Origin of the sequence: Bradyrhizobium sp. (genome assembly GCF_049691595.1) — a bacterium.
Lineage (GTDB): Bacteria > Pseudomonadota > Alphaproteobacteria > Rhizobiales > Xanthobacteraceae > Bradyrhizobium.
In genome coordinates this window covers 1-16,482 of sequence record NZ_JBAVNZ010000631.1, presented here as the reverse complement: position 1 = coordinate 16,482, position 16,482 = coordinate 1, and the positions used below count along the sequence as shown (strand labels likewise).

The 16,482-nt window shown below is 62.7% G+C and carries 16 protein-coding genes; 15 read left to right on the top strand and 1 reads right to left on the bottom strand.

Annotated features, from left to right (window positions below; all coding sequences use genetic code 11):
- The 11 genes from WCE35_RS25335 to WCE35_RS25285 form a co-directional block, all read left to right on the top strand.
- The coding region (locus WCE35_RS25335; protein ID WP_424596044.1) for a CoA transferase at positions 1-593 on the top strand (593 nt) is incomplete at its 5' end.
- 205 nt (positions 594-798) lie between these two features.
- Entirely contained in the window at positions 799-936 is a 138-nt protein-coding gene (locus WCE35_RS25330) for a hypothetical protein (RefSeq protein ID WP_424596043.1), read from the top strand.
- Between the two features lie 265 nt (positions 937-1,201).
- Positions 1,202-2,488 carry an oxalate/formate MFS antiporter gene (oxlT, locus tag WCE35_RS25325; RefSeq protein ID WP_424596042.1) on the top strand — a complete coding sequence of 429 codons (1,287 nt, stop codon included), beginning with the start codon at positions 1,202-1,204 and terminating at the stop codon, positions 2,486-2,488.
- Positions 2,489-2,742: 254 nt separating this feature from the next.
- The gene (locus tag WCE35_RS25320) at positions 2,743-3,174 is read left to right on the top strand and encodes a CBS domain-containing protein (protein ID WP_424596041.1); all 432 of its coding nucleotides are present in this window, start codon (positions 2,743-2,745) and stop codon (positions 3,172-3,174) included.
- A gap of 118 nt (positions 3,175-3,292) precedes the next feature.
- Positions 3,293-4,372 (top strand): Acg family FMN-binding oxidoreductase, encoded by a 1,080-nt coding sequence (locus tag WCE35_RS25315; protein ID WP_424596040.1) that lies wholly within the window; start codon positions 3,293-3,295, stop codon positions 4,370-4,372.
- Positions 4,373-4,410: 38 nt separating this feature from the next.
- On the top strand, positions 4,411-4,785 hold the full coding sequence (locus WCE35_RS25310; protein ID WP_424596039.1) for a hypothetical protein: 375 nt from the start codon (positions 4,411-4,413) through the stop codon (positions 4,783-4,785).
- 139 nt (positions 4,786-4,924) lie between these two features.
- Positions 4,925-5,920 (top strand): NAD(P)H-dependent flavin oxidoreductase, encoded by a 996-nt coding sequence (locus WCE35_RS25305; RefSeq protein WP_424596038.1) that lies wholly within the window; start codon positions 4,925-4,927, stop codon positions 5,918-5,920.
- A gap of 35 nt (positions 5,921-5,955) precedes the next feature.
- Entirely contained in the window at positions 5,956-6,924 is a 969-nt protein-coding gene (locus WCE35_RS25300) for a zinc-binding dehydrogenase (protein ID WP_424596037.1), read from the top strand.
- Between the two features lie 71 nt (positions 6,925-6,995).
- On the top strand, positions 6,996-7,850 hold the full coding sequence (locus WCE35_RS25295; RefSeq protein ID WP_424596036.1) for an SMP-30/gluconolactonase/LRE family protein: 855 nt from the start codon (positions 6,996-6,998) through the stop codon (positions 7,848-7,850).
- A 121-nt stretch (positions 7,851-7,971) separates the two neighbouring features.
- The gene (locus tag WCE35_RS25290) at positions 7,972-8,226 is read left to right on the top strand and encodes a type II toxin-antitoxin system prevent-host-death family antitoxin (RefSeq protein ID WP_424596035.1); all 255 of its coding nucleotides are present in this window, start codon (positions 7,972-7,974) and stop codon (positions 8,224-8,226) included.
- Positions 8,227-8,388: 162 nt separating this feature from the next.
- Positions 8,389-8,661, top strand: a complete 273-nt coding sequence (locus WCE35_RS25285) for a hypothetical protein (protein ID WP_424596034.1) — start codon at positions 8,389-8,391, stop codon at positions 8,659-8,661.
- Between the two features lie 62 nt (positions 8,662-8,723).
- On the opposite strand, the gene WCE35_RS25280 is transcribed toward WCE35_RS25285, so the two are convergent.
- Positions 8,724-9,137, bottom strand: coding sequence for a hypothetical protein (locus WCE35_RS25280; RefSeq protein WP_424596033.1), 414 nt, complete (start codon positions 9,135-9,137; stop codon positions 8,724-8,726).
- A gap of 179 nt (positions 9,138-9,316) precedes the next feature.
- Between WCE35_RS25280 and WCE35_RS25275 the strand changes: the two genes are divergently transcribed.
- From WCE35_RS25275 to WCE35_RS25260, 4 genes are all read left to right on the top strand, one after another.
- Positions 9,317-10,696, top strand: a complete 1,380-nt coding sequence (locus tag WCE35_RS25275) for a cation diffusion facilitator family transporter (RefSeq protein ID WP_424596032.1) — start codon at positions 9,317-9,319, stop codon at positions 10,694-10,696.
- A gap of 191 nt (positions 10,697-10,887) precedes the next feature.
- Complete coding sequence (locus tag WCE35_RS25270; RefSeq protein WP_424596031.1) at positions 10,888-13,212, top strand: PAS domain-containing sensor histidine kinase; 2,325 nt, start codon at positions 10,888-10,890, stop codon at positions 13,210-13,212.
- Between the two features lie 465 nt (positions 13,213-13,677).
- Entirely contained in the window at positions 13,678-14,130 is a 453-nt protein-coding gene (locus tag WCE35_RS25265; protein WP_424596030.1) for a (2Fe-2S)-binding protein, read from the top strand.
- 2 nt (positions 14,131-14,132) lie between these two features.
- Positions 14,133-16,451 carry a molybdopterin cofactor-binding domain-containing protein gene (locus WCE35_RS25260; protein ID WP_424596029.1) on the top strand — a complete coding sequence of 773 codons (2,319 nt, stop codon included), beginning with the start codon at positions 14,133-14,135 and terminating at the stop codon, positions 16,449-16,451.
- The last annotated feature ends 31 nt before the right edge of the window (positions 16,452-16,482 follow it).

Below are 16,482 nucleotides of genomic sequence, written 5' to 3'. Positions count from 1 at the left end.
GCGAAGGCATTCCGTTCGGCGACGCGGTGCCGCGCGCCGGCAACGATTCCGGCGGCGGCCAGCCCGGCCGCATCCTGAAGTGCAAGGGCTGGGAGACCGATCCCAACGCCTACATCTATTTCATCACCCAGGCGGCGGTATGGGAAAAGATCTGCGACGTGATCGGCGAGCCCGGCTGGAAGACGCATCCGGATTACGCCAAACCCCCTGCCCGGCTGTCGCGGCTCAACGAGATTTTTGCCCGCATCGAGCAGTGGACCATGACCAAGACCAAGTTCGAGGCGATGGAAATCCTCAACAAGGACGACATCCCCTGCGGGCCGATCCTGTCGATGAAGGAACTGATCGAGGATCAGTCGCTGCGCGCCACCGGCACCGTTGTCGAAGTCGATCATCCGACCCGCGGCAAGTATTTGTCGGTCGGCAACCCGATCAAAATGTCGGACAGCCCGAGCGAGGTGACGCGCTCGCCGCTGCTCGGCGAGCACACTGACGAGATCCTCCGCCAGGTGCTCGGCTTCAGCGATCATCAGGTCGCCGAAATCCACAATTCCGGCGCGCTCGATCCGCCGCGGAAGCAGGCTGCCGAATAAGCGGCTTGATCTGCCGAAAACGATGAGGCCGCCGGTTTCCGGCGGCCTTTTCGCTATTTGGGATGCCAGTTGTCTCATTTTGTTGCGTTGCAATAGATAGATTGCTGCTATGCAAACAAATGCGTTGTTTCTGGCATCTGGTATACATAGATTGTCCCGAGATCATGAGGCAGTCATGCGCTGCCGGCCACGAAAGGGAACACCCATGTCCAAGACGGCTTCGATTGCGCTTGCACCCTCCAGCACCCTGTTCGGCCGCCTGATCGCCTCGATCGACCGCTTGTTGATGACTTTGGCCGGCGCCGCCATACGCAACGGCGATCTCCCCCATTTCGGCCTCTAAGGCCCAAATATGCTGACTTTCTGCGGCCAGCGCTGACGGAGTGGCCCGCCGCGCGTCTTAATACTTTGGATCAACGGCCCCGGTTTCCGGGGCCGTTTTCCTATGCGCGCAAGCCGTTTGAATCTAGAATTGCACAACATCTGCGACAAATTGGGCATGCTTGTACCAGAGCCGAATAATCGCTTGCGGTCTGGCATATCACATACCAAAATGTTGCGCTGGTAACGCGTCTGACTGAACGAGAAGCGTGCCTTGGGAGGACCTAATGACGGATATGGCTCAGGCGACGGCCCCGACGGCCGCACGTGTCAGCGACACCTTCCGCTGGACCCAACTGGCGATCGGCGTCACCGCGATGGTGATGATCGCCAACTATCAATATGGCTGGACCTTCTTCGTTCCCGACATCCAGAAAAAATTCGGATGGGATCGCGCGTCGATCCAGTGGGCGTTCACGCTGTTCGTGTTGTTCGAGACCTGGCTGGTGCCGATCGAGGGCTGGTTCGTCGACAAATACGGCCCGCGTCTGGTGGTTCTGATCGGCGGCATCCTCTGCGCGATCGGATGGGCGATCAACGCGGAAGCAACCACGCTGAACGGCTATTACCTCGGCATGATCGTCGCGGGCATCGGTGCCGGCGGCGTCTACGGCACCTGCGTCGGCAATGCGCTGAAATGGTTTCCCGACAAGCGCGGCCTCGCCGCCGGCCTCACCGCGGCCGGATTTGGCGCCGGCTCCGCGTTCACGGTCGCGCCGATCCAGGCCATGATCAGGGATTCCGGCTTTCAGAACACCTTCCTGTATTTCGGCCTCGGCCAGGGCATCATCATCGTGATCCTGGCCTTTTTCCTGCTCGCGCCGAAAGCGGGACAGGTCCCGGTGGCCGTTTCGAATGCCAACGTGATCCAGAGCCGCCGCAACTATCAGCCGACCGAGGTGCTGCGCCAGCCGGTCTTCTGGCTGATGTACTTCATGTTCGTGATCGTGGGGGCCGGCGGATTGATGGTCACCGCCAACCTGAAACCGATCGCGGTCGACTGGAAGATCGACAACCTTTCGGTCACGCTGATCGGACTGACGATGACGACCGTGACGTTCGCCGCCACCATCGACCGCATCCTCAATGGCCTGACGCGGCCGTTCTTCGGCTGGGTCTCCGACATGATCGGCCGCGAGAACACCATGTTCATCGCCTTCGGCATCGAGGGCATCGGCATCTGGGCGCTCTATATGCTCGGCCACGATCCGGTCTGGTTCGTGATCCTGTCCGGCCTGGTGTTCTTCGCCTGGGGCGAGATCTATTCGCTGTTCCCCTCGACCTGCACCGATACCTTTGGCGCGAAATTCGCGACCACCAATGCGGGCCTGCTCTACACCGCCAAGGGCACCGCGGCGCTGCTGGTGCCGATCGCCAACTACATGCAGCAGTCCTCCGGGACCTGGGACAATGTGTTCATCATTGCCGCGGGCGCCAACATCCTGGCCTCGCTGCTTGCGATCGTGGTGCTCAAGCCCTGGCGCAAAGCGGTGGTGGCGAAGGCATCCGCCTAAACCCGCTGCCGCCAATTCTGGCGAAGCGCCCCTCTCCGGACGGGCGCTTTTCTTTTGCGCCTATGTTGAGGCATACAAAATACCAAGTCAGTCAGGGTCCGCGATCATTTTGCTAAGGGGATTTATGAGGCCACGTGCCAAAACGTCAGTCAGCCTGACATTTCCGGGGCTTTTTCTCATGTTCGAGGTTAGCGTGTTGACAATTGGCATTATGTATACCAATCTTTGGCCGGCTTACTCAATGGGAGGTTGCGATGCAAGTCGGAGATGTCCTGCGCAAGAAGGCCGCACGGGTTGCCACCGTTCGCATGAACGAGACCGTGGCCATCGCGGCGCAATTGATGCGCGCCAGCAATATCAGCGCGCTGGTGGTCAAGGATGTCGTGCGCACCGAGGGCAATACGGCCGCGGGCATGTTCACCGAGCGCGACGTGGTTCGCGCGATTGCCGAGCACGGCTCCGCCGGCGCCAACCTGAAGGTCTCGCAACTGATTTCGGTGCAGCAGCTCGTCGCCTGCTGTTCGAGCGATACGCTCGAACAGGTCCGTCACCTCATGAACAGGCACCACATCCGGCATTTGCCTGTGATCGACAATCACAGCCTGATCGGCGTCATCAGCATGCGCGACGTTTCGGCCGCGTTCGATAAGGAGGCGACGGCCGCAAAGCAGGCCATCCCGGCCTGACATTGCGATATCGGGCGGCGCTGCCGGAATCGGACCGGTTTTCTCCGTTGCTTGATGGAAATCAATCTCATCCGGTTCGCTGGGCCTCAAACTGACAAGAGGCATCCGGGACCCGGCGATGATCAGCAGGCGCAAACTCTTGTCAGGCAGCTATGGGTTCGCGATCGGAGCGATTGCGCCTCCGGCGGCAACCCTCGCCGCCGCCCCTTCCTACGATGATGCCTTACGATCGACGTGGGCGCCTCTCCGCGTCGAGGGTGGACTGCGGGAACTGATCCGCTACGCCACGCTGGCGGCGAACAGCCACAATACCCAGCCCTGGAAATTCACCGCCGACGAGCGTCGCATCACCATGACGCCGGACTATGCCCGCCGATGTCCCGCCGTCGATCCAGACGACCACCACCTGTTTGTCAGCCTCGGGTGCGCGGTTGAAAACCTCGTCCATGCGGCTGCCGCGGCGGGGATGGCGGCGAGGACGGCAATCGACTCCGACGTCATCACGACCGAGCTCGATCCCGCGCGTGCCTCGGAGTCGGACCTGTTCAAGGCCATTCCGCACCGGCAAAGCACGCGGGCGATATACGACGGCAAGCCGGTTTCCAGCGAAGCCCTCGCCGCGCTCGAGAAGGCCGGCACCGCGGCCGGCGTGACCGTCTTGATCATCACCGACAAATCGAAAATCGGGAGCGTCAGCGATTACGTCATCGAAGGCAATTCAACGCAGATGCGCGACAAGGCCTTCATGGATGAACTCGAGCACTGGATCCGGTTCAACAGCGCCGATGCGGTTGCCACCATGGACGGCCTCGCCGCCCGCGCATCCGGCAATCCCGAATGGCCGGCCTGGCTCGCCCGTCGGTTGTTGCCGCTGGTCCTGACCGAGCGAGGCGAAAACGAAAAATATCGAACGCAGATCCAGAGCTCCGCCGGCCTGGCCGTCCTTGTCGCCGATCGCAGCGACCGGTCTCACTGGGTCGAAGTCGGGCGCGCGTGCCAGCGTTTTGCGCTTCAGGCCACCGCGCTCGGATTGAAGCAAGCCTTTGTCAACCAGCCGGTCGAGGTCCCGCATCTGCGCCGTCAGCTCGCATCGTTTCTCGGCATCGGCGACCGCCTTCCGGATTTGGTGATGCGCTTCGGCGCCGGACCCGAGCTGCCGAAATCGCTGCGCCGTCCGGTCGAACGATTGATGGCCTGATGAGAATCGTCGCAGCCGCCTTGCTTTACAGCGCCATCGTGTTCGCGGTCGGCCTGGCGCTCGGCCCGATCCGCGTGCTCTGGCTTGAGCCCGCCGTCGGTCGGGTCCTCGCCGAAATTTGCGAGGCACCGTTTCTTCTGATCGCCATGGTATTCGCGTCGCGATGGGTCCCTTCGGTCTTGCATCTGCGCCGCGATCTTGCATCGCTCGGCATGATGGGTCTCGGCGCGCTCGCCATTCAGCAGGGGGCCGACCTGGCCGTCGGGATCTATCTGCGCGGGATCAATCCGGCGGAGCAATTGGCAAATTATGCAACGGGGGCCGGGCTGATCTATGCCGGCTTGCTGCTGGTCTTTGCCGCGATGCCGATCCTGGTGAGTCGAGATACCGCGCCAGCCGGTGCTCGGAGATAGCTATCCATTCCTGCATGATCATGACGCCCCATCGCAGGGCTGCCCGGTGGACATTTGTCCTGCACGACGGCATCCTGTTCGCTGAAACTTCGACAAGGAATGCGCGCGGCGGTCCGCGCCGGGGAAACAGAGGGCAGACATGATCAAAACCCGATTTACCGAACTCGTCGGCGTCGAGCATCCGATCGTCCAGGGCGGCATGCAATGGGTGGGACGCGCCGAACTGGTCGCCGCCGTCGCCAACGCCGGCGCGCTCGGCTTCATCACCGCGCTGACCCAGCCGACGCCGGAAGACCTCAGCAAGGAGATCGCGCGCTGCCGCGACATGACCGACAAGCCGTTCGGCGTCAATTTGACCATTCTTCCCTCGATCAAGCCGCCGCCTTACGCGGAATACCGCCAGGCCATCATCGAGAGCGGCATCAAGGTGGTGGAGACCGCCGGCAACAAGCCGCAGGAACACGTCACCGAATTCAAGAAGCACGGCATCAAGGTCGTGCACAAATGCACCAGCGTGCGTCACGCGCTGTCGGCGGAGCGGATGGGCGTCGATGCGATCTCGATCGACGGCTTCGAATGCGCGGGCCATCCCGGCGAGGACGATACGCCCGGCCTGATCCTGATCCCGGTTGCCGCCGACAAGGTGAAGATTCCGATGATCGCCTCCGGCGGCTTCGGCGACGGCCGCGGCCTGGTCGCGGCGCTTGCGCTCGGCGCCGAGGGCATCAACATGGGCACGCGCTTCATGTGCACCAGGGAAAGCCCGATCCATCAACTGGTGAAGGAAAAGATCGTCGCCAATGACGAGCGCGAGACCGAATTGATTTTCCGCACCATGCGCAACACCTCGCGCGTCGCCAAAAACGCGATCTCGACCAGGGTCGTCGCCATGGAGAAGGAAGGCGCGAAATTCGAGGATGTCCGCGAACTCGTCGCCGGCGCCCGCGGCAAGATGGTCTACGCCACCGGTGACGCCGACGAAGGCATCTGGTCGGCCGGCCAGGTGCAGGGATTGATCCACGATATCCCGACCTGCGCCGAACTGGTCTCGCGCATCATCCGCGATGCCGAGGCCATCATCCGCAGCCGGCTCGAAGGCATGCTGTCCGGCGCGCAGCGTCAGGCCGCCGAATAGGCGGCCTCGCGCCCTCAAACAAAAGAGAAGAGCCCATGAAAGCCTATGTTTACGGCGCCACCGGCGCCGAGATCGCCGATGTCGCCAAGCCGTCCCCGAAAGGCACGCAAGTGCTGGTGCGCGTCCATGCCTGCGGCCTCAATCGCGCCGATCTCGGCATGACCAAGGGCCACGTGCACGGCTCAGCCGGCGGGGTCGGCACCGTGCTCGGCATGGAATGGGCCGGTGAAGTCGCCGGGCTTGGGCCTGACGCCAAGGGCGTCAAACTCGGCGACAGGATCATGGGCTCCGGCGGCGCCGCGTTCGCCGAATATACGCTGGCCGATCACGGCAGGCTGTTCCGTGCGCCCTCCAACATGAATTTCGAGGAGGCGGCCACCCTCCCCGTCGCGCTCGCGACCATGCACAACGCGGTCGTGACCAACGGCGCATTGCAGGTGGGCCAGACCGTGCTGGTCCAGGGCGCGAGCTCCGGCGTCGGCCTGATGGCGATGCAGATCGCCAAACTGAAGGGCGCGAAGATGGTGATCGGCTCCTCGACCGACGCCATGCGCCGCGGGCGCCTGAAGGAATTCGGCGCTGATCTCGCGGTCGACTCCAGCGATCCGGGCTGGGTCGACCAGGTGCTGAAGGCGACGGGCGGCGAAGGCGTCGATCTGATCGTCGATCAGGTGTCGGGCAAGGTCGCCAACCAGAACCTGGCGGCAACCAAGATCAAGGGCCGCATCGTCAATGTCGGCCGGCTCGGCGGCACCCATGCCGATTTCAACTTCGACCTGCATGCCGCGCGCCGCATCACCTATATCGGCGTCACCTTCCGCACCCGCTCGATCGAGGAAATCCGCGAGATCTTTGACGAGGTCCGCAAGGACATCTGGCCGGCGGTGGAAGCGCGAAAACTGCAATTGCCGATCGACAAGGTGTACCCGTTCGCCGAGATCGGCCAGGCGTTCGCGCACATGGAAGCCAACAGGCACCTCGGCAAGATCGTGGTGGCGTTGTAGCGTGGCACGCCATGAATCGAGATTGGTAACAGCGTCCGTCAAAGTCTGCTCGCGGCAAGAAGCGCCATGCAATGATGCCACGGATCAAGCCAAGTAGCGTGCTCGAGGGCGGGCGTTATTTCGAGGGGCCACGCTGGCACGCGGGCCGGCTCTGGTTCGTCGACTGCATGAATCGAACACTCCTCAGTCTCGCCTCCTCCGGTGAGTGCGAGCAGCACGCGAAGTTCGAGGACGACACGCCCTGCGGCCTCGGTGTCCTGCCGGACGGAAGGCTCATCGTATTGACGATGTTCCGCAAGCGTCTGATGACCTATGCGGACGGACGGCTTTCGCTCTACGCCGACCTGTCGGGGATAGCCGCAGGCACGATCGACGACATGATCGTCGACGGCCTTGGGCGCGCCTATGTCGGAGATCTCGGCTTCGATTTGCCGCCACCGTCCGATCGAGGCTCGGTCGGCCGGATCATTCTGGTGACGCCCGACGGCGCGGCACGCGTCGTGGCCGACGGATTGCGGTTTCCCAACGGCATTGCGGTCTCGGTCGATAACAGCCGGCTCGTCGTGGCCGAGATGGATGGCGAATGCCTGGCCGAATATGACATAGAGGCCGACGGCGGCCTGAACTTTCGCCGCCGGTACGGAAGCATGAAATCCCCCGATGGGATCTGCCTCGATCGCGCGGGTGCCGTGTGGGTCGCATCGTTCGACGAGGATGCCTTCATTCGGGTAGGCCGCGACGGGTGCGAGTTGCAGCGTATCGAAGTGCCCGGCCGCCGTGCCATTGCCTGCGTTCTCGGCGGCGTGGAACGGCGGACCCTGTTCTGCCTAAGTGCGGCGACCTCACCCGAACAGCTTCGGCAACGCAAATCGTCCGCCCGCATCGATGTGGTCGATGTGGACATTCCCGGTGCTGGCTATCCCTGAGCGTTAGCGATCTATTCGCGACAAGGGGTGTTGATAGAGGGGTGTTGATAGAGGGGTTGACGTAAGTATACATTATACGTATAATACAAACTTGATAGGCTGATCAAGCAGGAAATCCATTATGGTCCAGACAAGCGCCTTGGAATTCCAACGCAAATTCGGCGAATTTCAACATCAAGCCCAACGCGAGCCTGTTGAGATTACGCGCCACGGCCGGCGGGAGTTCGTGCTGATGTCGGCCGAACACTATGACTGGCTGACGGCGGCTGCCAAGCGCACGTACCGGACGGTCGATGCGACCCAGGTGGTGATCGACGCTGTCGAACGGGCCGAGATGGACCCCGAACACGCTGCGCTCGACGAGTTGCTCAAGTGAGCCGGCCAAGTGGTCTTTCCCGAGCCTAAGCCAGGCTTCGTCGTCCGCTATGATTATCTTTGGAGCCATGAAGCGGCAGCGGGACGCGATCAGGGAAAGGACCGTCCGGCCTGTCTCGTCGCTGCGAGCGACAGCCGAACGAGGCCGCGTTTTGTCGTCCTGTTGCCAATCACCCATATGCCGCCCGATGGCGATACGATCGGGATCGAGATTCCGGCGAAGGTGAAACAGGCAATCGGTCTCGACGATGCGCGGAGCTGGGTCGTCGTATCCGAGCACAACATCGACGAATGGCCGAACGCCGGTCTTGCACCGGTTCCGGGGAAGCCGGGCGTATTCGGCTATGGCTTCATTCCACCCGGCCTGTTCGCGCAGATCAAGGCCAGGTTCCTAGAGCTTGCTCGACAGAACAAGAGCGGCGCGGTGCGCCGCTGATCGCGTGGGGATGCAAGGAAAGCCTCCGGTGGCCTCCATCAAGCGTCATAGCTCTTCCCGTATCACGCTCGAACTCGCTCAACCCAATCACACTCAAAGTCCCGCACCCACCCGGCTATATGATCCGGTCGAGGATATTTCAGCGATAGAGTTTTCAATACCTGCTCGAGGACGCGCTCAGCCAGTTCTTTGCGCTGGACCGTAAAGGCGGCAGATTCGTCCGGCTCCAGATCTTTGTTTTCGTTCTGAATATGCAGTCGATTCCTGAGTCTATTCAACAGCTCTAATTCATCGTAGAGAGCGCTATCAGCAGCACCAAAGAGATCGTGCTTCTTGGCACTGAAAATGTATTGGGACAGCTTACTGATCTTTTTAACTCGTATGTACGAAATAAACTCATCGGCAAGATTGGCAACGCGCTCCCATCTATATTGATTGCACCGAAAGTAAAAATCGTGGAGAGCGAGGCAATCCATTGCCACCTCGCACACGGAAAGATGGATTGCTTCGCTTCGCTCGCAATGACGCTCCCTCAACTCGCAATGACGGTCCCCCAACTCGGAACAATTCGCAACAGCCGCTCCGCGGGGGACTGGCGCCGGCGTCTTCGACTGCCGGCTTTAATGTTCGGAAACGCCCTGCTAAACCGCCGCCCATGAACGCACACGTCAACACCGAAAAAACCACCGTCGCGGTGATCTCGATTTTCGCCAGCGCCGGCATGGCCGCGGCCAAATTCACGGTCGGCATCATCATCGGCAGCCTCGCCTTGATTTCGGAAGCGCTGCACTCCTCGGTCGACGTGGTCGCCACCATCATCACCTGGCTGGTGGTGCGGGTGTCCGATCGCCCCGCCGACGACGAACACCATTACGGCCACGGCAAGCTCGAGAGCCTGTCGGCGCTCGGCGTCATCGCCCTGCTCTATGTGCTGGCCGGCGGCATCCTGGTCGAGTCCTGGAGCCGCCTGACCGAGGGCGCGCCGCCGCCGGTCATCACGGCGATCCCGTTCATCGTGCTGCTGATCGATATCGCGGTGAACTTCTGGCGGGCGCGGGCGCTGCATCGCGCGGCGCGCGACACCCGGAGTCAGGCGCTGGCCGCCGATGCGCTGCATTTTGCCTCCGACGTGCTCGGCTCGGTCGCCGTCATCATCGGGCTTGCGCTTACCGCACTCGGATATCGCTGGGGCGATGCCGCGGCCGCCATCGCGGTCGCGGTGATGATCTCGGTATTGGGACTGCGGCTGGCGCGCTCCACCGTGGAGACCCTGCTCGATCGCGCGCCGGAAGGTGTTTCCGAGACCGCCGCGGCCGCGATCCGAGCCGTGCCCGGCGTGGTCGACGTCGAGCGGCTGCGCGCTCGCATGGTCGGCCCGACGCATTTCATCGAGGCCATCGCCAAGGTGCCGCGCACCTACCCGATCGACCGGGTCGAGGAGATCAAGCGCAAGGCGCAGCAGGCCGTCACCATGGCGCTCGGCGATGCCGACCTGACCTTCACCGCGGTGCCGGTCGCACGCGACAATGAGAGCGTGCGCGAACGCATCATGGTGATCGCCCGCAATTCCGGGCTCGCCGTCCACCACGTCACCGTGCACGATCTCGGCGGCAAGCTGACCGTCAGCATCGACCTCGAGGTCGATGGCGAGATGGATCTCACGGCGGCCCACGACATCGCCCATGGGCTGGAACGCAGCATCCGCGAGGATTTCGGCGAGGATGTCGAGGTCGACACCCACATCGAGCCGCTGGAACCGGAACTGCCTGTCGGCACCGATGCGGCGCCGGACCGCGTCGAGACCATCAGGGCCGCGCTGTCGCGTTTTGCCGCCGATGGCGCCATCCATGACATCCATAATGTGCGGGTGCGCGACACCGACGCCGGCGAAATCGTCAACTTCCATTGCCGTGCCGCGCCGTCGATGAGCGTCATCAAGGTTCACGAGAACGTCGATGAGATCGAGCGCGCCCTGCGCCGCGCGTTTCCGACCATCAAGCGTGTCATCAGTCACGCCGAACCGCCCCGCGCGTAGAATGAAGGAGTTGTTCCTGTTTCGGACTCGCTTTGAAGGCGGCGATTCCTCGTTGGACAAGATTTATTTCGAATTAACGAATCGTTGACTCTCGACAGCCCGCAAAAACTGGATTCAAATCGCTATGATTCGGAAGTAGCCTGGGGTTCTTCCGGCGAGTGCGACAATGAGAATTCGGCGGGGTCCAAGGCATGGCGCGTGCGCATGCGGCGAACGTGTGCGTCCAATCCGATTCGATCAAGGGATTGGCGCAGTCGATCGCGAAACCGGCCTATCACAGGCTTCTCACCGCGGAGCCTGCGCTCCGCCGCGCCGTGCCCACCCTCATCATCGCCTTCCTGATCACGATCTGCCTCGGCGCCTTCGTCCAGGTGATCGATCAGAACCGGCAAAAGCGCGGCGCGATGAAGCGCGACCTCGCTGCCCTAGCCGACCTGCTGACCGAGCGTCTCGATCGCCTCGCTTCGGCGCGGCAGGACCGCGTGGCGAATATCGACCGGCTGCAAAGCCTGTTGCCTGACCTCATTCCGTCCTGGGGTGTCGCGGCCGGCCGCCACGTCATCATCACCAGCGCGGATCATCGCGTGCTGGGCCGCGCTCCCATGGAAGCCGGCGTTGCCGGAAGCGATCGCATCCTTGATGCCATCAGCACGGCCCAGCTCCTGGCCGCCCCCGGCCTGCAGGGCGTGGTCAGCGATATGACCCTGCCGAACGGCAGCGGCGCGCTGGCGATCTCCAGGCTGGTCAAATCCCTGCCCGGCCAGGTCGTCGTGATCCAGGAAAGGAACGACCCGCTGCTCGGATCGGACGCGGCGCTGCCGGTGACGTTGTCCGCCACCACGGGGTTTGTCGTGCTGATCCTCGGCTTCGCCTTCCACTGGCAGTCGACCCGCGCCCGCGAGGGCGACCTCATCAATGACGCCGTGCGCGGCCGCATCGACACCGCGCTCAACCGCGGCCGCTGCGGCTTGTGGGACTGGGACCTGTCGCGCGGCCGGATTTTCTGGTCGCAGTCGATGTTCACGATGCTGGGGCTGGACTCCCGCAACGACCTCCTGACCTTCGGCGAGGTCAACGCGCTGGTGAAGTCCGACGATATCGACCTTTTCGCGATCGCCGATCAGCTGATCGGCGGCAAGATCCGTCACATCGATCAGACCTTCCGCATGCAACACACCGACGGCCACTGGATCTGGCTGCGCGTCCGCTGCGAGCTCAGCCAGGCCATGGCCGACGGCGGCACACATCTGATCGGCATTGCCGTCGACATCACCGAGCAGAAGAGCCTCGCGGAGAAAACGGTGGAAGCGGACCTGCGGCTGCGCGACGCGATCGAGACCATCCCGGAAGCCTTCGTGCTGTGGGACGCCGAGGACCGGCTCGTGCTCTGCAACTCGCATTTCCAACGCCTGCACAAGCTGCCGGACTCGGCGGTGACCCCGGGCACCTCCTACGAGACCGTGATCGAGGTCGGCAGCATGCCGGAGGTCCGTAGCCGGCTGCAGGAGACCGGCGTCCCGACGCCGGGCGCGCGCACCTTCGAGGCCCAGCTCGAGGACGGCAAATGGCTGCATATCAGCGAGCGGCGCACCAAGGACGGCGGCTACGTCTCGGTCGGCACCGACATCACCCGCATCAAGGAGCATGAGCAGAAACTGGTCGAAAACGACCTTCGCCTGCGCGCTTCGGTGATCGACCTGAAACGCACGCAGACCGTCCTCGAGCGGCAAGCGACCGAACTCGTCGACCTCGCCGAAAAATATTCGCAGGAAAAGACCCGCGCCGAAGAAGCCAACCAGGCGAAATCGAAATTTCTCGCCAATATGAGCCACGAGCTGCGCACCCCCCTCAACGCCATCATCGGCTTCTCCGAGATCATGGGCAGCGGCATGTTCGGAACGCTCGGCTCGGACAAATATCAGGAATACTGCCACGACATTCTCACCAGCGGGCAATATCTGCTCGAGGTCATCAACGACATCCTCGACATGTCGAAGATCGAGGCCGGCCGCATGAAGCTCGACATGGAGCCGCTGGACCTGTCGAAGACGCTGGCGGAATCGCTGCGCGTGGTGTCCGGTCGCGCCGAGGACAAGCATCTGACGCTGGAGGCGGACATCGAAAACACCATTTCGGTGATCGCCGACCGCCGCGCGATCAAGCAGATCATCGTCAACCTGTTGTCCAACGCGGTGAAGTTCACGCCCGACGACGGCAAGGTCGTGGTGCGCGGCCAGATGCTGAACGACTCCATCGTATTGATGATCGCCGATAGCGGCATCGGTATCGCGCCGGAATCGCTGCGGCGGCTGGGAAAGCCGTTCGAGCAGGTCGAGAGCCAGCTCACCAAGAGCTATCAAGGCTCGGGACTGGGGCTGGCGATCGCGAGATCCCTGACCAATCTGCACGGCGGATCGATGAAGCTGCGTTCGAAACTCGGCGCGGGGACCGTCGTTCGCGTGGTCTTGCCGCGCGATGCCCGGGCCGTCAAAGCCCGGCTGTCCACGGCTGCCTGAATTTTCGTCGCCCGATCATGCCGCGGCGCGCTTGTTCGCGAACCGGCAGCCGCTTCGCTTGAAAATCGCCCGGTCTGCAAGCATTTCGTCGGGTGCGTAAGGACCGCTGACCAAAAGCCGCGCGCGGGCTGAAAAAGGGCCCAGCTTTCGCCAAATACAAATGCCAGACAACGGGTTGTGAAGTCGACCCGCCCCGCTTCATGGTAGCGTTTTGACAATACCGGACCGGCCAAGCCGGATCCGTAAACAAAGAAAAACTGCAGGGAGGATGGCCGCCGACACGGAAATCCAATCACATCATACGCTTTGGTCCACGGTTCCTCGGCGAATTCCGCGGTGCGCCGAATCCTTCGAGAAGCCTGACAGCGACGGCGTCGAGCGGTCGGGAAACATGTTCTCGCTCGCGTCGAAAAGACATCATCAGCCTATCAGACACAATCAGCTTATGAAGAGCGAGGAGCGATCATGATCAAGATGAAGATTAACGGCCAGGAACGAACCTGGGACGGCGACCCCGACCTTTCGCTGCTCTGGTTTCTGCGTGATGAAGCCGGACTGACGGGTACAAAATACGGCTGCGGCCAGGCGCTCTGCGGCGCCTGCACCGTGATCGTCGACAAGCAGGCCGTACGCGCCTGCGTCACCTCGGTTTCGGATGTGGTCGGCCGCGAGGTTACGACCATCGAAGGTCTCCATGCGACCGGAGATCACCCGGTGCAGAAGGCCTGGCGTCAGGTCAACGTGCCGCAATGCGGCTATTGCCAGGCCGGCCAGATCGTGCAGGCGGCAGCGCTGCTCCTGAACAACCCCAAACCCTCGCACGATCAGATAAAGGAGGCGATGTCGGGCAACATCTGCCGCTGCGGCTGCTACCAGCGCATCGAAAACGCGGTCCATCTCGCTTCGACGGGGGTCTGATCATGAACATCATCACAAGTCCGGACAGGCTTCGCGGCATCGAGCGCCGCATCAAGGTCGAAAAAATCTCGCGCCGCGGCATCCTCAAGGGCCTTGGAATTACCGGCGGACTGGTGCTGGCAGCGCCAGTCATGTCACGTCAGGCGTTCGCGGCCTATCAAACCGGCGCGGACAAGATGCCGCACGGCACCGTGGTCGACCCGCGCGTCTTCGTCGCCATCGCCTCCGATGGAACCGTTACCATCGTCGCACACCGGTCCGAAATGGGTACAGGCGTCCGGACCAGCCTGCCGCTGATTGTGGCGGAGGAAATGGAGGCCGACTGGTCGCGCGTGAAGGTCAAGCAGGCGCCCGGCAACGAGGTCAAATACGGCAATCAAGATACCGACGGGTCGCGCAGCACCCGGCACCATCTGATCCCGATGCGCCAGATCGGCGCGTCGGCGCGCAGCATGCTCGAGGCCGCCGCCGCTAAACGCTGGGGCGTTCCGGCAAGCGAGGTCAAGGCGGTCAACCATGAGGTGGTTCATTCGGCCAGCAACCGACGGCTCGGCTTCGGAGATCTGGCCGCCGATGCCGCCAAGGAGCCGGTCCCAAGCGTTGAAAGCCTGAAGCTGAAGGACCCGAAAGACTTCCGCTATCTCGGCAAGGGTCAGGTCGGCATGGTTGACCTTCGGGACATTACGGTCGGCACTGCGATTTACGGCAGCGACACGCGCGTTCCCGGCATGAAGTATGCCGTGATCGCCCGGCCGCCGGTCACAGGCGGCAAGCTCGCCTCGTTCGACGCGACGGAAGCGATGAAAGTCTCCGGCGTCGAAAAGGTCATGGAAGTGCAGGGATGGCCGTGGCCGTCCAAGTTCCAGCCGCTCGGCGGGGTCGCGGTGATCGCGCGCAACACCGGCGCGGCCATCAAGGGGCGTGACGCCCTGAAGATCGTCTGGGACGACGGGGCCAACGGCAAATACGACTCCGTTGCCTACCGGGCCGAACTGGAGGAGGCCGCGCGCAAGCCCGGTCTGGTCGTGCGCAAGGAAGGCGACGTGGAAGCCGCCCTCAAGGGCGCCGACAAGGTGATCGTCGGCGAATATTACCTGCCCCATTTTGCGCATGTGAGCATGGAACCGCCGGTCGCGGTCGCCGACGTCAAGGATGGCAAGGCCGAAATCTGGGCCCCCGTGCAAAGCCCCGGTGGCACGCGCGAAGACGTCGCCAAGACCCTCGGAATCCCCGAGGACAACGTGACCGTCAATGTCACGCTGCTCGGCGGCGGTTTCGGCCGCAAATCGAAGTGCGATTTCGCGATCGAGGCAGCATTGCTCTCCAAGGCGCTGGGTGCGCCGGTGAAGGTGCAATGGACGCGCGAAGACGACATCCGTCACGACTACCTGCACACGGTCTCGGCGGAACGGATCGAGGCCGGCCTCGACAAGAGCGGCAAGGTGATCGCCTGGCGGCATCGCAGTGTCGCACCGACCATCGCCTCGACATTCGCAGCCAAGGCGGTGAATCAGGCTTCCTTCGAACTCGGCATGGGGCTCGTCGACATGCCGTTCGAGATCGCGAATATTCAATGCGAGAATCCGGAAGCCGCGGCCCATACCCGGATCGGCTGGTTCCGCTCGGTATCGAATATCCCGCGTGCCTTCGCGGTGCAGTCGATGGTGGCCGAACTCGCGCATGCGACCAAGCGCGATCAAAAGGAGATGCTGCTGGAACTGATCGGCTCGCCGCGGATCGTCAAGCTCGATTCCGTGAAAGACCTGTGGAACTATGGCGAGCCCTATGACAGCTACCCGATCGATACCGGGCGGCTTCGCCGCGTGGTCGAATTTGTCGCCGAAAAGGGCGGCTGGGGACGGACCGTGCCGAAAGGGCACGGGCTGGGCATTGCCGCACATCGCAGCTTCGTCAGCTATGTCGCAACCATCGTCGAGGTTTCGGTAGGCGAAAAGGGCAAGCTCACCGTTCATCAGGTCGACACCGCCATCGACTGCGGCACGTTCGTCAATCCCGAACGGATCGCGTCGCAAATCGAAGGCGCCGCGATCATGGGACTGAGCATCGCCAAATACGGCGAGATCACCTTCAAGAACGGCAGGGTGCAACAGAGCAATCTTGACAACTTCCCGCTGGTCCGGATCGAGGATGCGCCCCTTGTCACCAATGTGCACATCGTGCCGGCCGGTCCCGACACGCCGCCGAGCGGCGTCGGGGAACCGGGTGTGCCTCCCTTTGCCCCCGCCTTGATCACCGCCATCTTCGCGGCGACCGGAAAGCGCATCCGGGCGTTGCCGATCGGCAAGCAACTGGAAACCTGAGACGGGGCGCGGCCATCGACCGGTTTGAGAG

Coding starts and splice junctions, on each gene's coding strand:
- WCE35_RS25330 (WP_424596043.1), top strand. CDS start 799: ATGTCCAAGACGGCTTCGATTGCGCTTGCACCCTCCAGCACCCTGTTC.
- oxlT (WP_424596042.1), top strand. CDS start 1,202: ATGACGGATATGGCTCAGGCGACGGCCCCGACGGCCGCACGTGTCAGC.
- WCE35_RS25320 (WP_424596041.1), top strand. CDS start 2,743: ATGCAAGTCGGAGATGTCCTGCGCAAGAAGGCCGCACGGGTTGCCACC.
- WCE35_RS25315 (WP_424596040.1), top strand. CDS start 3,293: ATGATCAGCAGGCGCAAACTCTTGTCAGGCAGCTATGGGTTCGCGATC.
- WCE35_RS25305 (WP_424596038.1), top strand. CDS start 4,925: ATGATCAAAACCCGATTTACCGAACTCGTCGGCGTCGAGCATCCGATC.
- WCE35_RS25300 (WP_424596037.1), top strand. CDS start 5,956: ATGAAAGCCTATGTTTACGGCGCCACCGGCGCCGAGATCGCCGATGTC.
- WCE35_RS25295 (WP_424596036.1), top strand. CDS start 6,996: ATGATGCCACGGATCAAGCCAAGTAGCGTGCTCGAGGGCGGGCGTTAT.
- WCE35_RS25290 (WP_424596035.1), top strand. CDS start 7,972: ATGGTCCAGACAAGCGCCTTGGAATTCCAACGCAAATTCGGCGAATTT.
- WCE35_RS25280 (WP_424596033.1), bottom strand. CDS start 9,137: ATGGATTGCCTCGCTCTCCACGATTTTTACTTTCGGTGCAATCAATAT.
- WCE35_RS25275 (WP_424596032.1), top strand. CDS start 9,317: ATGAACGCACACGTCAACACCGAAAAAACCACCGTCGCGGTGATCTCG.
- WCE35_RS25270 (WP_424596031.1), top strand. CDS start 10,888: ATGGCGCGTGCGCATGCGGCGAACGTGTGCGTCCAATCCGATTCGATC.
- WCE35_RS25265 (WP_424596030.1), top strand. CDS start 13,678: ATGATCAAGATGAAGATTAACGGCCAGGAACGAACCTGGGACGGCGAC.
- WCE35_RS25260 (WP_424596029.1), top strand. CDS start 14,133: ATGAACATCATCACAAGTCCGGACAGGCTTCGCGGCATCGAGCGCCGC.